At 71.4% G+C, this 20,279-nt stretch carries 15 protein-coding genes; 7 read left to right on the forward strand and 8 right to left on the reverse strand.

The genetic code is table 11. From position 1 onward, the window contains the following. The first annotated feature begins 78 nt into the window (after positions 1 to 78). On the forward strand, positions 79 to 1,437 hold the full coding sequence (locus tag OHA25_RS29930) for a hypothetical protein (protein WP_327590778.1): 1,359 nt from the start codon (positions 79 to 81) through the stop codon (positions 1,435 to 1,437). 59 nt (positions 1,438 to 1,496) lie between these two features. On the opposite strand, the gene OHA25_RS29935 is transcribed toward OHA25_RS29930, so the two are convergent. The 5 genes from OHA25_RS29935 to OHA25_RS29955 form a co-directional block, all read right to left on the reverse strand. Continuing rightward, positions 1,497 to 2,072 (reverse strand): hypothetical protein, encoded by a 576-nt coding sequence (locus OHA25_RS29935; RefSeq protein WP_327590779.1) that lies wholly within the window; start codon positions 2,070 to 2,072, stop codon positions 1,497 to 1,499. A 183-nt stretch (positions 2,073 to 2,255) separates the two neighbouring features. After that, entirely contained in the window at positions 2,256 to 3,110 is an 855-nt protein-coding gene (locus tag OHA25_RS29940; RefSeq protein ID WP_305921834.1) for an ABC transporter permease, read from the reverse strand. Between the two features lie 4 nt (positions 3,111 to 3,114). Beyond that, on the reverse strand, positions 3,115 to 4,092 hold the full coding sequence (locus OHA25_RS29945; RefSeq protein ID WP_327590780.1) for an ATP-binding cassette domain-containing protein: 978 nt from the start codon (positions 4,090 to 4,092) through the stop codon (positions 3,115 to 3,117). Continuing rightward, entirely contained in the window at positions 4,092 to 4,745 is a 654-nt protein-coding gene (locus OHA25_RS29950; protein WP_327590781.1) for a PadR family transcriptional regulator, read from the reverse strand. The genes OHA25_RS29945 and OHA25_RS29950 overlap by 1 nt, the downstream gene beginning before the upstream one ends. 82 nt (positions 4,746 to 4,827) lie before the next feature. Further along, positions 4,828 to 5,427 (reverse strand): SACE_7040 family transcriptional regulator, encoded by a 600-nt coding sequence (locus OHA25_RS29955; protein ID WP_327590782.1) that lies wholly within the window; start codon positions 5,425 to 5,427, stop codon positions 4,828 to 4,830. A 61-nt stretch (positions 5,428 to 5,488) separates the two neighbouring features. Here OHA25_RS29955 and OHA25_RS29960 point away from each other — a divergent pair, with 61 nt between their 5' ends. The 6 genes from OHA25_RS29960 (at position 5,489) to OHA25_RS29985 (ending at position 14,977) form a co-directional block, all read left to right on the forward strand. After that, positions 5,489 to 7,060 (forward strand): carboxyl transferase domain-containing protein, encoded by a 1,572-nt coding sequence (locus OHA25_RS29960; protein WP_327590783.1) that lies wholly within the window; start codon positions 5,489 to 5,491, stop codon positions 7,058 to 7,060. Between the two features lie 11 nt (positions 7,061 to 7,071). Further along, complete coding sequence (locus OHA25_RS29965) at positions 7,072 to 9,195, forward strand: acetyl/propionyl/methylcrotonyl-CoA carboxylase subunit alpha (RefSeq protein ID WP_327591063.1); 2,124 nt, start codon at positions 7,072 to 7,074, stop codon at positions 9,193 to 9,195. Then, complete coding sequence (locus OHA25_RS29970; RefSeq protein ID WP_327590784.1) at positions 9,195 to 10,097, forward strand: hydroxymethylglutaryl-CoA lyase; 903 nt, start codon at positions 9,195 to 9,197, stop codon at positions 10,095 to 10,097. Before OHA25_RS29965 ends, OHA25_RS29970 begins: the two co-directional genes overlap by 1 nt. 34 nt (positions 10,098 to 10,131) lie before the next feature. Beyond that, entirely contained in the window at positions 10,132 to 11,268 is a 1,137-nt protein-coding gene (locus OHA25_RS29975) for an acyl-CoA dehydrogenase family protein (RefSeq protein WP_327590785.1), read from the forward strand. A gap of 45 nt (positions 11,269 to 11,313) precedes the next feature. After that, entirely contained in the window at positions 11,314 to 11,748 is a 435-nt protein-coding gene (locus OHA25_RS29980) for a GNAT family N-acetyltransferase (RefSeq protein WP_327590786.1), read from the forward strand. Positions 11,749 to 11,863: 115 nt separating this feature from the next. Continuing rightward, complete coding sequence (locus OHA25_RS29985; protein ID WP_327590787.1) at positions 11,864 to 14,977, forward strand: helix-turn-helix transcriptional regulator; 3,114 nt, start codon at positions 11,864 to 11,866, stop codon at positions 14,975 to 14,977. 842 nt (positions 14,978 to 15,819) lie between these two features. On the opposite strand, the gene OHA25_RS29990 is transcribed toward OHA25_RS29985, so the two are convergent. From OHA25_RS29990 to OHA25_RS30000, 3 genes are all read right to left on the reverse strand, one after another. Next, positions 15,820 to 18,276, reverse strand: a complete 2,457-nt coding sequence (locus tag OHA25_RS29990; protein ID WP_327590788.1) for a hypothetical protein — start codon at positions 18,274 to 18,276, stop codon at positions 15,820 to 15,822. Between the two features lie 83 nt (positions 18,277 to 18,359). After that, positions 18,360 to 19,289, reverse strand: coding sequence for a carbohydrate kinase family protein (locus OHA25_RS29995; RefSeq protein ID WP_327590789.1), 930 nt, complete (start codon positions 19,287 to 19,289; stop codon positions 18,360 to 18,362). A gap of 14 nt (positions 19,290 to 19,303) precedes the next feature. Next, on the reverse strand, positions 19,304 to 20,230 hold the full coding sequence (locus OHA25_RS30000) for a pseudouridine-5'-phosphate glycosidase (protein ID WP_327590790.1): 927 nt from the start codon (positions 20,228 to 20,230) through the stop codon (positions 19,304 to 19,306). Positions 20,231 to 20,279: the final 49 nt, after the last annotated feature.

Here is a 20,279-nt window from a genome sequence, read left to right on the forward strand (position 1 = left end):
GTGCACGTCTACTGAGATGACACACGTGGCACCCTCAATGCCGCGTTGGACGACAGGGGTCTCCAGAAAGGAACCCACATGTTACAACGCATCCGTGTCGCCGCCCTCGCCGTCATAGTCGGCGCGGGGGCCCTGGTAGCCCTCGCACCGACCGCCGCGACGGCGGCCCCGGCACCCATCCTCACTCCCGTGGGCATCAGTCCCAGCCCGCCGATCGACGTCACCAAGGGCGCGGTCACGGCGACGTTCAGCTTCCTCACCAAGAACGCGGGGAAGGCGGAGCTCATGCTCAAGCCGCCCGGCGAGGTGAGCGTCGAGTCGCCCGTCACGCTGACGCCGTCCCCGCACGGCACCTGGACGAAGTGGACCGGCACCAAGTCCTTCGACTCCGCGAACGCCGGCAAGTGGAGCTGGCGCGCCCTCGCCCAGGGCGATGGCGACGCCTCCCGCAGCGGCACGTTCGAGGTCGTCGTCAAGAAGGTGCTCGACACCAAGATCGTCGACTTCGACGCCCGCCCGGACCTCGTCGACCGGGGTGACCTGATCAAGGTCTCCGGCCGGCTCCTGGCCGACGGCGAGGGCTACCCCGGTCAGAGCGTCTCGATCACCTTCCGCGAGCGCGGCTCCGACACCTACCGCGAGGTCACCAAGGTGACGACCGGCCGCGGCGGATGGTTCGGCGCCACCGTGCGGGCCAACGCCACCGGCTGGTGGCGGGCCGAGTTCGCGGGCACGTCGGCGGCCAAGCCCTCCGTCAGCGACGCCGACCGGGTCGACGTCAAGCGCCGCAACCTCGGTAGCAAGATCGTCGGCTTCGACGCCAGGCCCGAGCCCGTGGACAAGGGCGACAAGCTCTCCTTCACCGGCGCCCTGCTGGTCGAGGGCCGCGGCGGCGTGGCCGGCGAGCGCGTGTCGATCTTCTTCAAGGCCGGCGGCTCGTCCAGGTGGGAGTACGTCACCAGTGACGTGACCGGCCGCCACGGCCGCTTCTGGGCCTCCGCCGAGGCAGCCACCTCCGGCTGGTGGCGCGCCGAGTACGCGGGCACACGCGGCGTCAACGGCTCGGTCAGCGCGGGCGACTGGGTCACGGTCGAGCAGCCCGCCCCGCCGCCCGTGGAGAAGGCGGACACGCGGCTGTTCAAGTTCAACGCCTATCCTGAGCCGATCAAGCGCGGTAGGTACCTGAAGTTCACGGGCAAGCTGCAGATCGACGACGAGGGGTCCTGGGAGGGCTACTCGGGCAAGGTGGCGCTGTTCTTCAAGCCGCTCAAGTCGAAGAAGTGGCAGTACGTGAAGTCGTTCTGGTCCAGCGACAGCGGGCGGCTTTACACCAAGGTCAAGGCCTGGAACTCCGGGCACTGGAGGTTCGTGTTCGGCGGTGACGAGGACACCTACGGCTCCAGCAGCCGCAAGGACTATGTCCGCGTGAAGCGCTGAAAGTCATGAAATGAGCTGAGGCCCGGGGCACACCACCCCGGGCCTCAGCTTTGCCCGGCTTAGTTGACCTGCTGGTCGGGCAGCTTGCTCTCGATGCGGACCAGGATGGTCTTGATGTCGGCGATCTCGCCATCGACGGCGTTGAACCGCTTGTCCACCGCGTTGAACCGCTTGTCCACCGCGTCGAACTGCTTGTCCACGGCGTTGAACCGCTCGTCCACGGACTTGAACCGCTGGTTCACCTCGCGGGCCTGCTTCTCGATGAGCGCTTCGAGGTGCTGGAACCGCCCATCGTGCTGGTCCAGCCGGACGTTGACCTTGTCGAGCCGCAACTCGACTCTCGAGATGTCGCCGTCGACTCGATCCAGCCTCGACGCTGTTGCCGTCGTCAAGCCGTCGATCCGCCGACTCATGTCGCGGATCTCCTCATCGACGGTGCTGAAGCCTTCGCTCATCCGCTGATCGACATCGTTGAACCCCTTGCTCATCCGCTGATCGACATCGCTGAAACCCTTGCTCATCTGCGTCGTGATTTCGGCTGCCTTTTCGTCGATCTTGGCGAGGATGTTCTGCCCGACGAGGCTGACACGGTTGTGGAGCCCGTCGAAGCGTTCGGCGATGCTGTTGCCAGGCACGCCACTAACAGTAGCCTTCTCCAGCGCTGCGACTCGGACATCGAGCTCACGACACTTGGCTCGGAGATCGAACATCATCGGGTGTGCTCCTTTTCGAGCGGAGGGAGACAGAAAGCCGCGCGGCGCATCAGGAAAGTTACCCTCCGTACATGATCGACCGCAGCCCGAACCCGAAAGCCCGTCCTATTCCGCGCGCCGGAACTCCGCGATCCCGATCCCCAGCAGCACGGCACCCAGCGCCGCCACGACCCCCAGCTCCAGCGGCACCGGCACCTGGTAGCCGAACCACTGCACCCCCGGGTTGAGCATCGCGTTCACCTGCGGCGGCACGTCCAGATGGGCGAAGACCGCCTGCCTCATCGGATCCACCGCGTACGTCATCGGATTGACCACGGTCAGCACGTGCAGCCACGAGGGCAGGTTCGCCAGCGGGAACATCGCCCCCGACAGGAACATCATCGGCATGATCGCCATCTGCATCAGCCCGAAGAAGGTCTGCATGTTCTTCATCCGCGCGGCCAGCATCACCCCGAAGGCCGTGATCGTGAACGCCGCCAGGAACATCTCGGCCAGCAGCGTCACCATCAGCACGGGCGAGTAGGGCACCCCCACCAGCCCCGCCATGGCGAGGATGATGATGCCCTGCGCGGTGGCGACGAGCGCGCCGCCCAGGCACTTGCCGACCACGATCGCCCCGCGGGAGACCGGTGCGACCAGCATCTCCCGCAGGAAGCCGAACTCGCGGTCCCACACGATGGACCCGGCCGAGAACATGCCCGTCATGATCACGGTCATCGAGATCATGCCGGGATACATGAACGTCCGGAAGTCGATCCCAGGGATCGAGCCCTGCACCAGCGACCCCAGCCCCGTGCCCATGACGAACAGCCACAGCACGGGCTGCACCAGCATCGAGAGCATACGGGTGCGGTCGTTGACGAAGCGCAGGATCTCCCGGTGGAGAACGATCTTGATAGCCCGCAGGTCGTGCCCGGCACTGCGCGCGGGCACCCGGACGCTTATCGCCTCAGTAGCCATGACGTCATCGCCTCGCCATCGCGCGCATGAAGGCCATGTTGCCGTCGCCCGCCTCGGCGTCGCGGATCGTGGAGCCGGTGTACGACATGAACACGTCGTCCAGGGACGGCCGCGCCACGCTCACCGCCTTGATCGGCATGCCGAGCTCCGCGAACAGCCTGGGCACGAACTCCTCGCCCGACGCGACCGCGAACGTCACCGCCCCCTCGCGCACGGCCGCCTCCAGCCCGAACTGCTCCCGCAACGCCTCGATGGCCTTGGCATCATCGAGGGTGTGGATCTGCACGCGGTCCTTGCCGACGCTGGCCTTCAGCGCCTCAGGCGAGTCGATCACCACGACCTCGCCGTGGTCGATGATGGCGATCCTGTCGCAGTACTCGGCCTCGTCCATGTAGTGCGTGGTCATGAAGATGGTGATGTCCTCGGTGAGGCGCAGCTGGTTGATGTACCCCCAGATGGCCGAGCGGGTCTGCGGGTCCAGGCCGACGGTCGGCTCGTCCAGGAACAGCACCCGCGGGGAGTGCAGCAGGCCGCGGGCGATCTCCAGCCGGCGCTTCATGCCGCCGGAGAAGGTCATGACCTTGGCGTCCTTGCGGTCCCACAGCGCGACCATCTCCATCACCTGGCGGATGCGGTCGCCGACGACGTCCTTCGGCACGCCGTACAGCTCGGCGTGGAAACGCAGGTTCTGCTCGGCGCTCAGGTAGCCGTCGAGGGTGGGGTCCTGGAAGACGAGGCCGATGTTCCTGCGTACCTCGTCACGCTCGCGCACCACGTCGTGCCCGGCCACGGTGGCGCTGCCGCCGGTGGGGTTGACCAGGGTGCAGAGCATGCTGATGGTGGTGGTCTTGCCGGCGCCGTTCGGGCCGAGGAAGCCGAACACCTCACCGGGACGCACCTCGAAGTCGACGCCCTTGACGGCCTCGACCTTCCCGTACGTCTTCCTCAGGCCCCGTACGGCGACGGCCGGTTCGCCGCTCATCAGTCCTCCGCCAGAATCTGGAAAACGGCTTTGCGGGTCTTCTTGATCAACTGTTTGGCCTCCTCCACCTGCCGGTCCCCGGCCGTGCGCACCAGATGGGCGAAGGCCTCGTTGAGCTGGGCCCACAGCAGGCGCAGCTCGTGGCGGTCGTCCGAAACCGACCTCGCGACCTCCTCCCACGGCGCCTCCTCGGCGTGCCGGGCGGCCTGCTCGCGGCCCTCCTCCGTCAGCTGGTACGTGCGGCTGCCGCCCGACTCGTTCGCCGTCACCAGCCCCTCGTCCTCCAGCTGCTGGAGCGCCGGGTAGACCGAGCCGGGGCTGGGGCGCCACACGCCGCGGCTCCGTTGCTCGATGTCCTGGATCATCTGGTAGCCGTTCTGCGGCCCCTCCAGGAGCAGGGCCAGCAGGGCCGCCCGGACGTCGCCGCGGCGTACGCGCGGAGCGGGCGCCTCCCAGTGGATCATCGCGCCGAACTCCGGCGCAGGCGGTGCGAACGGGTGGTCAGGCCCGAACGCCGCCCGCCGTAACCTCTCCGGGCCGGGCGGTGGGCCCGGTGGGCCCGGTGGGCCCGGCGGGCCCGGCGGGCCCGGCGGGAACGGGGGAGTGGGAGGGGCAGGGGGCGGCGGGGCGTCCCAGAAATCTGGATCTCGCATGACGTCCTCCAACTATCGAGATACCGTGACGATATATCTAGATAGTTGGGCCAACAAGGCCTTTATGGACGAAGCAGATGAGTTAGCGTTCGCTAACAACGGCGGCGATCGCCGCCTTCGCCATCGCGTGCAGCAGCGGCCGCATGTCCCGGCCCGGCAGCTCGCCCGCGCTGTGCGGGGTCGAGTTGAGCAGGCCGAAGACGGCGTGGGTGGCGGCGCGCAGGCGGGCCGCCGGGCACCCGGGGTGCAGCTCGGCCAGCACGGTCACCCACTCCTCGACGTAAAGCCGCTGCAGTCGCCTGATCTGCCGCCGCTGCGGCTCGGGCACGTTGCTCAGCTCCCTGTCGTGCACGGTGATCAGCGCCGGCTGCTCGATGGAGAACGTGATCTGCACGTTGAGCAATGCGTCGAGGGCCTGCCGCGGGTCCGGGGCGGACGTGGCGACCGCGACGGCCGACTCGCGCAGCCGCGAGCTGATGTCCAGGAGCATCTCGGCGAGCAACGCGTCCTTGCCCCTGAAGTGCCGGTAGAGGGCCGGACCCGAGACGCCCACCGCGCCGCCGATGTCCTCGATCGAGACGCCGTGGAAGCCGCGTGCCGCGAACAGCCGGGCGGCCGCGTCCAGGATCTCCGCGCGCCTGTTGCGCCGAGGGCGGGTAGAGGTGGTGGGAGCCGTGGTCACGTCTCACATACTAGACGGCTACGTTAATGATGACTAACATCCGTGCCATGAGAGGGGACTCATGAGCAGCGACTGGCCGGTGCTGAAGTCGGTCGCCGACCCGGGGAGCGAGGCGTACAAACACAACGCCGAGCTCAACGAGCGGCTCGCCGCCGAGCTGCTCGAACGCCTCGCCGTCGCCGCGCTCGGCGGCCCCGAGCGGTCCCGGCAGCGGCATGTCGAGCGCGGCAAGCTGCTGCCGCGCGACCGCGTCGACGGCCTGCTGGACCCGGGCTCCCGCTTCCTGGAGCTGTCGCCGCTGGCCGCGAACGGCCTCTACGACGACCAGGCGCCCGCCGCCGGGATCATCACCGGGGTCGGCCGGGTCTCCGGCCGCGAATGTGTGATCGTCGCCAACGACGCCACCGTCAAGGGAGGCACCTACTACCCGATCACCGTCAAGAAGCACCTGCGCGCGCAGGAGGTGGCCCTGCACAACCACCTGCCGTGCGTGTATCTCGTGGACTCCGGTGGAGCGTTCCTGCCCAAGCAGGATGAGGTGTTCCCGGACCGCGAGCACTTCGGGCGCATCTTCTACAACCAGGCCACGATGTCGGCTCGCGGCATCCCGCAGATCGCCGCGGTGCTCGGCTCCTGCACGGCGGGCGGCGCGTACGTGCCCGCGATGAGCGACGAGGCCGTCATCGTGCGCGGCCAGGGCACGATCTTCCTGGGCGGCCCGCCGCTGGTGAAGGCGGCCACCGGCGAGGAGGTCACGGCCGAGGAGCTAGGCGGCGGCGACCTGCACGCGCGGGTCAGCGGCGTCACCGACCACCTGGCCGAGGACGACGCCCACGCCCTCGCCATCGTCCGCGACATCGTCTCCACGCTGGCCCCGCGCCCCCCTCGGCCGTGGGAGACGATCGCGCCGGAGCCTCCCCGGCACGACCCGCGCGACCTGTACGGGATCGTTCCCGGCGACACGCGGCAGCCGTACGACGTGCGCGAGGTGATCGCCAGGATCGTGGACGGCTCGCGTTTCCTGGAGTTCAAGGCGGAGTACGGCTCGACGCTCGTGACCGGGTTCGCCCACGTTCACGGCCACCCGGTGGGGATCGTGGCGAACAACGGCATCCTGTTCAGCGAGTCCGCCATGAAGGGCGCGCACTTCATCGAGTTGTGCGACCAGCGCCGCATCCCCCTGGTCTTCCTGCAGAACATCAGCGGGTTCATGGTCGGCAAGGCGTACGAGGCGGGCGGCATCGCCAAGCACGGCGCCAAGATGGTCACGGCCGTGTCCTGCGCGCGAGTGCCCAAGTTCACGATCGTGATCGGCGGGTCGTTCGGGGCCGGGAACTATGCGATGGCCGGGCGGGCGTACGCGCCCAGGTTCCTGTGGATGTGGCCGAACGCCCGCATCTCGGTCATGGGCGGAGAGCAGGCCGCGAACGTCCTCACCACTGTCGGCAACGCCGACGCCGATGCGATCAGGGCCCAGTACGAGCACCAGGGGAACCCGTACTACTCCACGGCCAGGCTCTGGGACGACGGCGTGATCGACCCGCTCGACACCCGCACCGTTCTCGGCCTGGCGCTGTCCGCCGCGGCCAACGCCCCGCTCGAGCCCGCAGGCTACGGCATCTTTCGGATGTGACGGATGTGACCATGTTGTTCGACCGTGTTCTCATCGCCAACAGGGGCGAGATCGCCGTACGGATCGTCCGCACCTTGCGCGGGCTCGGCCTGACATCGGTGGCCGTGCACACGGCGTCCGACGCGGGCGCCAAGCACGTGCTCGAAGCCGACATAGCCCTCCAGGTGCCGAAATATCTCGATATTGAGGCGATTGTGGGGGCGGCTCGGGATTCCGGGGCGCAAGCCATCCATCCCGGATACGGGTTTCTCGCCGAGAACGCCGCGTTCGCGCGGCGGTGCGCCGCGGCCGGGCTGGTCTTCGTCGGCCCGCCGGCCGAGGCCATCGAGGCGATGGGCGACAAGATCCGCGCCAAGGCCACCGTGTCGGCCGCCGGAGTGCCAGTGGTGCCGGGCGCGGCCGAGCCGGACGAGGCGCTGGAGAGCTGGCGGGACTTCCCCGCGCTCATCAAGCCGTCCGCCGGCGGCGGTGGCAAGGGCATGGTGCTGGTGCGGTCGGCCGCTGAGCTGCCCGACGCGCTGGAGTCGGCCCGCCGTACGGCACGGGCCGCCTTCGGGGACGGCACCCTGCTGATCGAGCGGTTCGTCGAGCGCCCCCGCCACATCGAGATCCAGATCCTGGCCGACGGCCACGGCAACGTCGTGCACCTGGGCGAGCGCGAATGCAGCCTGCAGCGCAGGCACCAGAAGATCATTGAGGAGGCGCCGTCGCCCTTCGTGACGCCGCCGATGCGCGCCCGGATGGGGGCGGCGGCGGTAGAGGCCGCGCGGGCGGTCGGGTACGTCGGCGCCGGCACGGTCGAGTTCATCGTGGACGGCGCCACCGGGGCCTACCACTTCATGGAGATGAACACGCGCCTGCAGGTCGAGCACCCCGTCACGGAGCTGGTGACCGGTGTGGACCTGGTGGAGCTGCAGCTGCGGGCGGCTGCGGGGGAGCGACTGCCGTTCTCGCAGGAGGACGTCCGGCTCGACGGGCACGCGGTCGAGGCCCGGGTGTACGCCGAGGACCCGGCCCGCGGCTTCCTCCCCACAGGGGGCCGCGTCCTTCTCCTCCGTGAACCAGGTCATCTCCCTCCCGGCGGCGTTCCTTCGCGCGCCCCTGGGCACCCTTCCCGCGCGCCTGGCGGCCTTTCGCACACGTCGTCTGGCGACCCGTCCCGCGCGCCTGGCGACGCGCCGCTCGGGCCGCCGGCGGGGGGCTCGGGCGGGCCGGCTCAGGCCGGTTGGCGCAGGGCGGCCGCGTCGGTCGTGCGGGTGGACTCCGGGCTGGTCGAGGGCGGGGTCGTGGGCAGCGAGTTCGACCCGATGTTGTCCAAGGTCGTGGCCTGGGCGCCGGACAGGGAGGCGGCGCTCGGGGCGCTCGATCGGGCCCTGGCCGGCACGGCCGTCCTGGGCGTGGTCACCAATGTCCCGTTCCTGCGCGCTCTGGCCGCCCACCCGGGCGTCGTGGCGGGCGAGCTGGACACCGGCCTGGTCGAGCGCGTCCTCCCGGGCCTGATTCCCGGCGTTGAGGTGCCGGACGAGGTGCTCGCCGCCGCCGCGCTGGTCTTCCACGCCCTCCCGCAGGGCGACGACCCGTGGGAGGTCACCGACGGCTGGCGCGTCGGCGAGCCCGCGTGGACGACCTGGCGGCTGGAGTCCCGGGACGGCGTGCACGCGGTCCAGGTGCGCGGCCTGCCCGAAGAGTCCGCCGAAGTCCTGATCAACGGTGAGAGGGTGGCCGCGCGGATCCGGAAGGGCAGCGGTGAACAGGCCGGGCTGGCGGTCAGCGTCGGCGGCCGTACCGAGCACTACCTACATGTCCGTGACGCCGACACGCTCTGGCTCGGCAAGGACGGCCGGGCGTGGGCGTTCACCCGTCACCTCATCGGCGACCCCGGCGACCGCCCAGGCGCGGCGGCGGCCGGCGACGGCGTGGTCAGGAGCCCCATGCCGGGCACCGTCCTGGTCGTCAAGGCGCAGGTCGGCGAGCGGGTGAGCGAGGGGCAGCCGCTGGTCATCGTGGAGGCGATGAAGATGGAGCACACGGTCACCGCCCCGTGCGACGGCGTGGTCTCCGAGCTGTCCGTGGAGCCCGGCCGGCCGGTCGACATGGACGCCGTCCTGGCCGTGGTTACCAGCGAGGAGGCGTGATGCCGTACCCGATGGAAGGCCTTCCGCAGCAGGTCACGATCTACGAGGTCGGGCCGCGCGACGGGCTGCAGAACGAGTCCGCGGTCGTGCCCGTCGAGGTCAAGGCCGAGTTCATCGACCGGCTCGCGGACGCGGGGCACAAGGTGATCGAGGCGACCAGCTTCGTGCACCCGAAGTGGGTGCCGCAGCTGGCCGACTCCGACGAGCTGCTCACCAGGCTGCACCGTAGGCCGGGCGTGCGCTACCCGGTGCTGGTCCCGAACCTGCGCGGCCTGGACCGGGCGCTCGACCGGGGCGTGGACGAGATCGCGATCTTCGCCAGCGCCACCGAGACGTTCGCGGCCAAGAACCTCAACCGGAGCCTGGAGAGCCAGTTCGAGATGTTCGAGCCGGTCGTCGCCAGGGCGGTGGACAACGGGGTCAAGGTGCGGGCGTACGTGTCGATGTGCTTCGGCGACCCCTGGGAGGGGCCGACGCCGATCTCTCAGGTGGTCACGGTCGGCGAGCGGCTGCTCGGACTCGGCTGCTACGAGCTGTCGCTCGGCGACACCATCGGCGTCGGCACGCCCGGCCACGTGACGGCGCTGATCAAGGCGTTCCGCCGGCCGGACCGGCTCGCCGTGCACTTCCATGACACCTACGGCCAGGCGCTCGCCAACACGCTGGCCGCGCTGCGGGCGGGCGTGACCACCGTGGACGCCTCCACGGGCGGCATCGGCGGCTGCCCATACGCCGAGTCCGCCACCGGCAACCTCGCCACCGAAGATCTCGTGTGGATGCTGCGCGGACTCGGCATCGAGACCGGGTTGGACTTGGGCAAGCTCGTCGCCACCAGCACTTGGCTGGCGGAGCTGCTCGGCCGGCCCAGCCCATCCCGCGTCGTGCAGGCCCTGTCCAAATAGGCCCTGTCGAAATAAGCGCTGTCGAAAGGCTGACATGCTCAAGGACGAGTACGAAGAGCTGCGCAAGACGGTCGAGGCGTTCGCCCGCGACGTGGTGGCGCCCGTGATCGGCGACTATTACGAGCGCGAGGAGTTCCCGTACGACATCGTGCGTCAGATGGGCGCGATGGGTCTGTTCGGCCTGCCGTTCCCCGAGGAGTACGGCGGGATGGGCGGCGACTACTTCGCCCTGTGCCTGGCCTTGGAGGAGCTGGCCCGCGTCGACTCCAGCGTGTCGATCACCCTGGAGGCGGCGGTGTCGCTGGGCGCGATGCCGATCTACCGGTTCGGCACCGAGGAGCAGCGCGCACACTGGCTGCCCAGGCTCACCTCCGGCGCCGAGCTGGGCGCCTTCGGCCTGACCGAGCCGGGCGGCGGCACGGACGTGCCGGGCGGGATGCGGACCACAGCCGTGCTGGACGGCGCGGAATGGGTGATCAACGGGACGAAGGCGTTCATCACGAACTCCGGCACTGACATCACCAGCGTCGTCGGCGTGGCCGCGCTCACCGGCGAACGGGAGATCTCCACGATCCTCGTCCCCAGCGGCACCCCGGGCTTCACCGTCTCCAAGAAGTACTCCAAGGTCGGCTGGAACGCCTCCGACACCCGCGAGCTGTCCTTCGCCGACTGCCGCGTGCCCGCCGGGAACCTCCTCGGCGGCCGCGGCCGCGGCTACGCGCAGTTCCTCCAGATCCTGGACGAGGGCCGCATCGCGATCGCCGCGCTCAGCGTGGGACTGGCCCAGGGCTGCGTGGACGAGTGCCTGAAGCACGTCAGGGACAGGAAGGCGTTCGGCCATCCGATCGGCCACTACCAGGCCATCCAGTTCAAGATCGCCGACATGGAGGCGCGGGCCCACACCGCCCGTCTGGCCTACTACCACGCGGCCGAGCGCATGCTGGCCGGGCAGCCGTTCAAGAAGGAGGCGGCGATCGCCAAGCTGGTGGCGTCCAACGCGGCCATGGACAACTCCCGCGAGGCCACGCAGGTGTTCGGCGGGTACGGGTTCATGAATGAGTTCCCCGTCGGCCGCTTCTACCGCGACGCCAAGATCCTGGAGATCGGGGAGGGCACGAGCGAGGTCCAGCGTATGCTCATCGCCCGCCAGCTCGGCCTCGGCGACCTGTAGGGGGTATTTGCGCAGGCGATGCAGCACCGTCTAGTGTCATTGCTCATGACGGCTGACGATCTTCTCATCAGGAGGGCGGAGAAGTCGGACGCGGACGAGGTGTTCGCGTTGGCGCGCGACTTCGGGCTGACGTTCCGGCCCGAGCGCGAGGCTTTCGACGCCGCCCTGCCCGAGCTGCTGGCGAACCACGACGCCCTGCTGCTCACGGCCGTCGTGAACGGGCACGTCCACGGTTACCTGCTGGGGTTCGTGCATTTGACGTTGTTCGCGAACGGGCCCGTCGCCTGGGTCGAGGAGGCGATGGTCCAGCCGGGGTCGCGCCGGCAGGGGCTCGGGCGGGCGCTGCTGGAGGAGTTCGAGCGGTGGGCCCGCTCACGCCAGGCGGGATACGTGGCCATGGCGACGCGACGGGCGCCGGAGTTCTACCACGCGCTCGGATACGAGGCCTCGGCCACGTTCTTCCGCAAGGTGCTGCGCTAGCTCCTGCTTCCCGCATCCGGCGCCGGCCGCCGGCCAGGGCTGCCACCAGAGCGCGGCCGTCTCAAGGGCTGGCGGGCCGGAACTTCTGTCGGAGACGGATGGCATCCTTGCCTACGTGAGTATCCACGCCGTGAGCCCCTTGTTCGTGGGGCGTGCCCGCGAGCTCGCCGTGCTCGGAGACGCTCTGGCCAGAGCGCGTGCCGGGGTGCCGTCCACCGTGCTGGTCGGCGGCGAGGCCGGGGTCGGCAAGACGCGGCTGGTCGGCGAGTTCGCCGGCCGGGCCGACGACGCCAGGGTGCTCGTCGGCGGCTGCCTGGAGCTGGGCACGGAGGGCCTGCCGTTCGCGCCGTTCACCGCCGTTCTGCGCGGGCTCGTGCGGGAGCTGGGCCGCGACGGGGTCGCGGCGCTCGTGCCCGGAGGCGCGACGGGCGGTCTGGCGCGGCTGCTGCCCGAGTTCGGCGAGCCGGACAAGGACGGCCCTGAGGCCAGGGCCCGACTGTTCGAGCTGGTGCTGGGACTGCTGGAGCGGCTGGCCGAGGAGCGCGCCGTCGTGCTCGTGGTCGAGGACGCGCACTGGGCCGACCGGTCCACCCGTGACCTGCTGTCGTTCCTGGTCCGCTACCAGCGCACCGCGGGCCGGTTACTGATCGTGGTCACCTACCGCACCGACGAGCTGCACCGCACCCACCCGCTGCGGCCGATGCTCGCCGAGCTGAGCCGGGTGGAGTGGGTGGCCAGGGCCGACCTGCGCAGGCTGACCCGCAGGGAGGCGGTCGCCCAGGCGGCCAGCATCCTGGAGCGGGAGCCGTCCCCCGCCGACATGGACCTGATCTACGCGCGCAGCGAAGGCAACCCGCTGTTCGTCGAGGCGCTGCTCAGCGAGGCCGGCGGCGGCGACGCGCTGCCCGAGTCGCTGCGCGACCTGCTGCTCGCCAGCGTCGAGCGGCTGCCGGAGGAGACCCAGGAGCTGCTGCGCGTGGCCAGCGCGGGCGGCCAGCGCCTCGAGCACGACCTGCTCTCCGCGGTCGCCGGGCTCGACGAGAGCGCGCTCTCGCGCGCGCTGCGGCCCGCCGTGGCCGGCAACGTGCTGGTGGTCGACGGCGAGGGCTACAGCTTCAGGCACGCGCTCATCCGCGAGGCGCTCCACGACGACCTGCTGCCCGGCGAGCACACCCGCCTGCACGTGCGCTACGCCGAAGCGCTGGAGCGCGACCTGTCCATCCTGCCCGCCCCGCGCGGCGCGATCGAGCTGGCCCACCACTGGCACTCCGCCCACGACTCCACCTGGGCGCTGGTCAGCGCATGGCACGCGGCCGCCGCCGCCCGCAAGTCCACCGCCTACGACGAGCAGCTCGGCATGCTGTCCAGGGTGCTGGAGCTGTGGGACCAGGTGCCCGACGCGGCCGAGCGCATCGGCTGCGACCGGCTCGACGTGCTCAAGCAGATCGCCACGGTGGCTCACCTCGCCGGCGAGTACGAGCGGTCCATCGCCCTGGCCAGCGCCGCGCTGGCCGAGCTGGACCAGGAGGCCGACCCGATCAGGACCGCCGTCGTGCTGCGCCAGCGCGGGCTGACCCGCTACGACCTGGGACGCTCCGGCTACCTCGACGACCTGCGCCGCGCCGCCGCGTTGGTGCCCGCCGACCCGCCGAGCAAGCTCCGCGGGCAGGTGCTCGAGACCCTGTCACGCATGCTCCACGGGCCCGAGGACTGGCCGGAGAAGATCGCCACGGCCGAGCAGGCCAGGCAGATCGCCCGGGAGGTGGGCGACGCCAACGTCGAGGCGCACGCCCTCATCAATCTCGCCTGGGCGCGCTTCGGCTATTCCGAGGTCGAGGCCCAGATGGCGGCCTTCGCCGAGGCGCGAGGCATCGCCGCCGGCGGGGGCGCGTACAACGCGCTGATGCGCTGGGCCATCTCCGAGTCCGACGCGCTGGAGGGCGCGGGCTGGCACGAGCGGGCCGCCCAGGTCGCCAGGGACGGCGCCGAGGAGGCCGCCCACTACGGCCTGGCCCGCACGTCGGGCACGTTCCTGGCGATCAACCTGGCCGAGCCGCTGGTGTCACTCGGGCGGTGGGACGAGGCGCTCCAGGTCATCGAGCACGCGCTCGACCTCACACCGCCGGCTCCCTACCGGGCCAGCCTGCAGGGATTCGTCACGGACATCGCCCTCGCACGTGGGCAGTTCGACCGGGCGGAGCAGATGCTGGGGGCCTCGCGCAGCGTGTTGTCGCGGGGGACCTACCGGGATCAGACGGTGCTGCCGCATCTGTGCAGGGAGGTGCAGCTGCTGCAGGGGCGGGGTCAGATGGAGGAGGCGGTACGCGTGGCGGCGCGTGTGCTGGAGGAGCGCGATCTGGTGTCCAGCCCGCGTTATGTCTGGCCGGTGCTGGTGACCTTCGCCCGGCTCCTGCTGGCCGTCGTGCCGCCCGCGCTGCGCTCCTGGTCCACCGCCGGTCTCGCCCAGTCCGGTGCCGGTGTGGACGCTACTCAGTCGGGCACCGGCGGGGGCGCTGCTCAGTCCGGCTCCGCCGTGGGCGCTCAGTCCGGCTCCGCCGCGGGCGCTCAGTCCGGCTCCGCCGCGGGCGTGGGTGCGGCGCACGCTTCCGGCCCGCTCGCGCAGTTCGGTCTGGCGCTCCTGCCGCGGCTGCGGGCGCTGGGGCAGGGGCTCGCGGTCGTGGGGGATCTGCAGCAGGCGCACCGGCTCACGTTCAGCGCGTTGACCGGGCCGGAGACCCCGATCGAGGACGCAGCGGAGCTGGCCGCCTGGCAGGTCAAGGCATGGGATCTGGCGGCGGGGGCGTGGGCGGCGCTGCGACAGCCGTACACGGAGGCGAGGAGCACGCTGGGGGCCGCGCAGGCGGCGCTGGCGACCGGGGACCGGCAGGAGGCGGCCGTGCGGCTGACGCGGGCGCGGGAGCTGGCCGCGCACCTTGGGGCCACGCCGCTGCTGGAGCAGATCGACGTCTTCGGACGGCGGGCCAGGATCGGGGGCTCCGAGGAGTCGGCCGCGGACGGGCAGCCGACACTGGGTTTGACGGCGCGGGAGCTGGAGGTGCTGCGCGAAGTGGCGAACGGGCGGAGCAACCGGGAGATCGCCGAGGCGCTGTTCATCTCGGTCAAGACGGTGAGCGTGCACGTATCGAACATCCTGGCCAAGCTCGGGGCCGCCACCCGCGGCGAGGCCGCTGCCACCGCCCACCGCCTCCACCTCTTCGACGCCCCGTGACGGGCGCACCTCCCGCGCCGAACGGCCGCTCGTGTTATCGACCGCCCACCTATCGACCGCCGCGTCCGTGACCCGGCCTCGTGCCGGTCCCGTGCCGGTCCCGTGCCGGTCCCGTGCCGGTCCCGTGCTGGCCCGCCCGTGCCAGCCCGGCCTGTCTGGTCCGTGCCCGTGCTGGCCATGCTGGCCCGCCCATGCTGCCCCGCCCATGCTGCCCCGTGCCCGTCTGCCCCGTGCCCGTCTGCCCCGTGCCCATGCTGCCCCGTGCCCGTCTGCCTCGTGCTGGCTGGCCCGTGCCGGACGTGTCCGTGCTGCCCCGTGTCCGTCTGCGTCGTGCTGGCCGTGTCCGTGCTGCCCTGCCCATCTGATCCGTGCCCGTGCTCGCCCGTGGCGTCTCGTGTCGGCCTATGCCGATCGTGTGCTGGCCCGCGTTGGTCGCACGCTGGCCTGGCGCTGGCTTGGTGGTTTGGCTTTGTGCGGGCCGGGGCCCGTGCAGCCGTTGCGCCGCTTGTTGTTCGCGCTTCGGCAGTGCGGCCGATCTCGCACCTTGCGTCACGCGGCCGTGTGGCTTCGTGCGGGGCGTGGTTCGGTGCTTCTGCGTCGTGCCGGGCTGTGGCTCGTCTCATGGCACGGCTACGCGCCTTGGCCGCTGGGGTCGACAGCGCGCGTCGGCGGCCGCAGCTCCCCAGACGCGGGCTTTCCGATCCACCCCATCTTGTACGGCTTCGCCACGTGGACCGCCACCCGCCGCACGTGGCCGGGGGCCTCCAGGAAAACGCCCTCTGACCCCGCACGGGGCCGGGCGCCGTTACGTGCGCACCGGACCCGATGGCCGTGGTGAGCGCTCAGGCGGTCAGCTGGGCTTCCAGGCGATAGCCGTCCACCGTGACGTACACCTGGTCGCCCGGGCGCGCGTTCAGCCGCATGAGCACCGGCTGGAGCGAGTCGAAGACCGGTTGGTGACCTTGCCAGACCAGGACGATGGCGTTGTCGCCGGGACCGGTGACCGACAGCAGGGTGCCGGGACGCATGCCGAGTTGCGCGGCGTAGCCCTCGGGCACCGGCACAGGGCCGCCGCGCAGGTGCTCGGGGGTGACCTCGATGCGCTGCCAGCGGCGCGGGTCCGAGGATGGGCTCGGCAGCGGCGGGGGCGGGGTGGCCGGGGCGCCCGCCACGGGCAACATGCCGGAACGGCCGCTCGACAGCGCCGACAGCGTGGCCAGAGCGGCGGACGGGTCGATGGAAGCGGTGGTCGCGGGCGGGATGGGCTGGCCGCCCCGGTGGTGGTGGCCGTTGGCGCCCGGGGTGCGGCGAGGCAGAGGCTGGGCCGGTGACGGCGACGAGGCGACCGGGTCGGGCGCGGTCTCGGAGGGCAGGGCGTCGAGCCACGCCTTGGCCGAGTGGGCGCGGATGCCCAGCTCCGCCATCAGCTCGACGACGTCGGCGTCGGGCGGGCTGGAGGCCAGGAGTTGCCGCGTACGGGCCTGCAGGCCGTGGATATCGCCCACCACCAGCCAGCCGTCCTGGAGGCGCCGGTCGGGCATGAGCGTGACCAGCACCCGCCACAGCGGGGTACGCAGCGACGGCACCGTCACCGGGTGGGCCGGGTCGGCGCCGATGAGCTGGTCTTCCGTGGCGGCGGCGCCGAGCCACTCGGTCAGGCGGAACATGTGTCCCGTGACCGGGGCGGACTCCGACGAGCGCAGCCAGTGCAGCACACGCTCCTCAGCGGTGCGCTGGGCATGCGAGAGCGCATCCCGGTCGACCAGCATCTTGTGTGCGAGGGTGCGCAGGCTGACCGGGTCCTCGGCGAACAGCCGGTGCACGGCCACCGCCAGCTCGAGTTTGTCCAGGCCGCGGAACAGGTTGTCCACCACTCGAACCATGGCGTGGTCGGTGTCGGACGGCACGGGGCCGGCGGATGCCGTGCCGGGCGTCGGGTACGCGGGAGTCCGCGGGGCGCCGCCCTTGGAGGCGTCCCCCCCAGGGACGGCGGGCAACGATCCGGTGCTCGGACCGCCGGGGACGGCCGGGAACGACCCGGTGCTGGGACCGCCGGGGACGGCTGGCAACGACCCGGTGCTGGGACCGCCGGGGACGGCTGGCAACGACCCGGTGCTCGGACCGCCCGGGATGGCCGGGAACGACCCGGTGCTCGGACCGCCGGGAACGGGCCCGCCCGAGCTCGGGATGCGGGGCAGGGAGCCGGTGTCCTGGCGGCCGGACTGGGGGCCTGCGGGGCGCTGCGGGAGGCGTTCGGGCTGACCGGGGCGCTGGGGGAGGCCGCTCTCGCCAGCGTGGCCCTGGCGCGGGCTGCCGCCGCCTTGCGGTTGCGCGGGGAAGGAGCCGGTGTGGCGCTGTGGGCCGCTCTCCGGTTGCGCGGAGCCGGTCTGGCGTTGCGGGCCGCTCTCCGGCTGCGCGGGGAAGGACCCCGCCTGGCGTTGCGGGCCGCTCTCCGGCTGCGCCGGGAAAGACCCCGCCTGACGCTGTGGGCCGCTCTCCTGCTGGGCGGGGACGGACCCGGTCGGACGCCCGCCGTCCGATGGAGGCGCCGTCTGGTGCTGGGAGCCGGCATCCGCGGCAGAGAAGGGGGTCGCCTGACGCTCCGGCGGCTGGCCGGGGAAGCCGGCGTTCTGGCGTTGCGGCGGGCCGTCACCCTGGGCGGCGGCGAAGGGGCCGGCGGTTTGCGGTTGCCGCGCGGGGCCTTCCGGCCGCGCCGCGGGGGAACCACCCTGGGCGGGGGCGAACGGACCGCTCTGGGCGGCGAACGAGCCGGTCTGCGGCTCCGGCCCCGTCCTTCTGGTCTCGTCCTGAGCGGGGGTGGCGCCGCGCTGCAGCGGGCGCGTCACCTCCGGGTGATCCGGCTGTCCGGCCTGGCGCTGGACGGGGATGCGGCCGAGGATCTCGCGGAAGATCGAGCCGATCACGACTTCGGGCGTCGCGGACGGGGTGCTCAGGTCGCTGGGGGACAGGCGGCGCAGCCGCTGCCAGCCGCCGAGACCGGTGATCGCCGTACGGGTGGCCTCGGGCCAGCCGGGCAACGCCGGGTCGACTTGGTGGACCGTCAGCGCGGGCAGCAGGTCGATCAGCGGCAGGTGGTCCCAGCGAGAGAAGGCCAGCCTGGCGAGGCGTTCGCAGATCCAGTCGAGGCCCGCCATGCCGAGCGCCTTCGACAGGGCGAGCGAGGACCACCACCCCGCGGGCAGGCGCGGATCGCCCAGCGCCTCGGCCACCTGCTGTGGTCGGCTCCAGCGCAGAGCAGGGACTAGGTCGCTCAGGCAGATCGATGACTCGACTTCCATCGGCGGACCTTATCCTCCCCAGTGAGCCGCGTGGTGGCGCCCGTTACGCATGTGGCTAATGGTGCAGCCTACGCGGCAAGCTATCAATCAGTGTGAATTGGGTAAAGACGGTTCAGATCCAAACCGTACCGTGGACGGCCGCCCACCTGGGCCACACATGCGGCACCCGCACGGCAACCTGACTCCAAAGCGCCCCGCTCGCCGACCCCCTGCAAACTTGCTGTGAGAAACCCCGCGGCGAAGGCGTCACCTGCTCCGGTGGAGTCTACGACCTCGGCGGGCAAAGCGGGGGCCGTTGCCACGATCGCGCCGTCCACGGCGGCCAGCGCGCCCTCGGCGCCCTGCTTCACGACCGCTGTGCCATTTCTCTCACTCAGCAGTACGGCGGCGCGCTCCGCGGTTGAGGCACCGGTGAGCAGAAGGGCTTCGTCGAGGTTGGGGATGACCAGGTCGGCAGCGGCGCTCTCACACAGGAAACGTTCAACGCCGAAGTCCCGCAGCGGTCCCGTCGAGGCCGGGTCGACGCTGATCGCCACGCCCGCGGCCGCCGCGTCCGCCATGGCGACCCTGGCCAGGCGCAGACCAGGTGCGGTGAAGAACACGTATCCGGACAGATGGAGCCGGCCGACGCCGTCCAGCAGGGCGGGGTCCCAGTCCTCGTCGGAGATCAGGCCGCCCGCGCCGCGGTTGGTGAGCATCGAACGCTCGCCGCTTCTGTCCACCATCGCGATCACCACGGCGGTGGGATGGTCGGGATCCACCGTCACGTGGGGGCGCACCCCGGCCTTGACCAGTTCGGCGGTGTGCCAGTCGCTGCTGTCGTAGCCGAGCCTGGCCAGCAGGCGGGTATCGGCGCCCAGGCAGGCGGCCCAGGCGGCGGTGTTCGCGCCGGAGCCGCCGGGGCGCAGCACGATGTCGGCGGTCGTGTCGGTGCCCGACATGACCGGCGAACCGTGCAACGCCACCACATCGGTGACCACGTCACCGATGACCAGCAGGCCCCGGTCCGTCACAGCGGCCTCAGATGTCACCGTCGCGCCCAGGCAAGGGCGATCCGGGTGGCCAGGGCGGTGTTGCCGCGTACGGCGGCCAGGTTCGCCTCCAAGGAGGCGCCGCCGGTGCCGTTCACCAGGTAGCCCAGCAGGAACGGGGTGATCGCCTGCCCCTTGACGCCCTCGCGCTCGGCGGCGGCCAGCGCCTCGGCCAGCACGCGGTCGTGCAGCTCGGGGTCGAGCTGCAGGTCCTCGCGGACAGGGTTGGCGACGATCAGCGCCGTCTCCTGGCCGCCGAGCGCGTCCTGGCCGCGCATGATCTCCGCGGCCTCCTCGGGCGACTCGATCCGCCAGTCGATCGGCTGACCGGAAGAGTGCAGGTAGAAACCGGGGAAGGTGTCGGTGCGGTAGCCCACCACGCTCACGCCCCTGGTCTCCAGCCGCTGCAGCGTCGCCGGCACGTCGAGGATGGACTTCACGCCCGCGCACACGACCGTGATCCGGGTACGGGCCAGCGTGTCGAGGTCGGCGGACTCGTCCTGATCCTCGGTCCAGCCACGGTGCACGCCGCCGAGCCCGCCGGTGGCGAACACCCGGATCCCGGCGCGCGCGGCCAGGAACGACGTGGCCGACACGGTGGTCGCGCCGCTGGCCTTCAGCGCCGCCGCCACGGGCAGGTCCCGCTGGCCCAGCTTGCGCAGCCCGGACTCGGTCGCGATGCGCTCCAGCTCCACCTCGGTCAGGCCGATCCTGGGCACGCCGTCCAGCACGGCGATCGTGGCCGGCACGGCTCCCGCGGCGCGGACGACTCCCTCCAGCTCACGTGCCACCTCCAGGTTGCGCGGCTGCGGCAGTCCGTGGGAGATGATCGTGGACTCCAGCGCGACCACGGGCGCGCCGTTGGCCAGAGCCTCGGCCACCTCGTCGGACGGCTGGAGTACGGGGTCGGTGGTGCGGCGCATGGTCGGTTTCGTGCTCCTCGCGTAATCCTTGCCCTGCTCAGGGCGAACG

Origin of the sequence: Nonomuraea sp. NBC_00507, from assembly GCF_036013525.1 — a bacterium.
In the GTDB taxonomy this organism is placed as follows: Bacteria; Actinomycetota; Actinomycetes; order Streptosporangiales; family Streptosporangiaceae; genus Nonomuraea.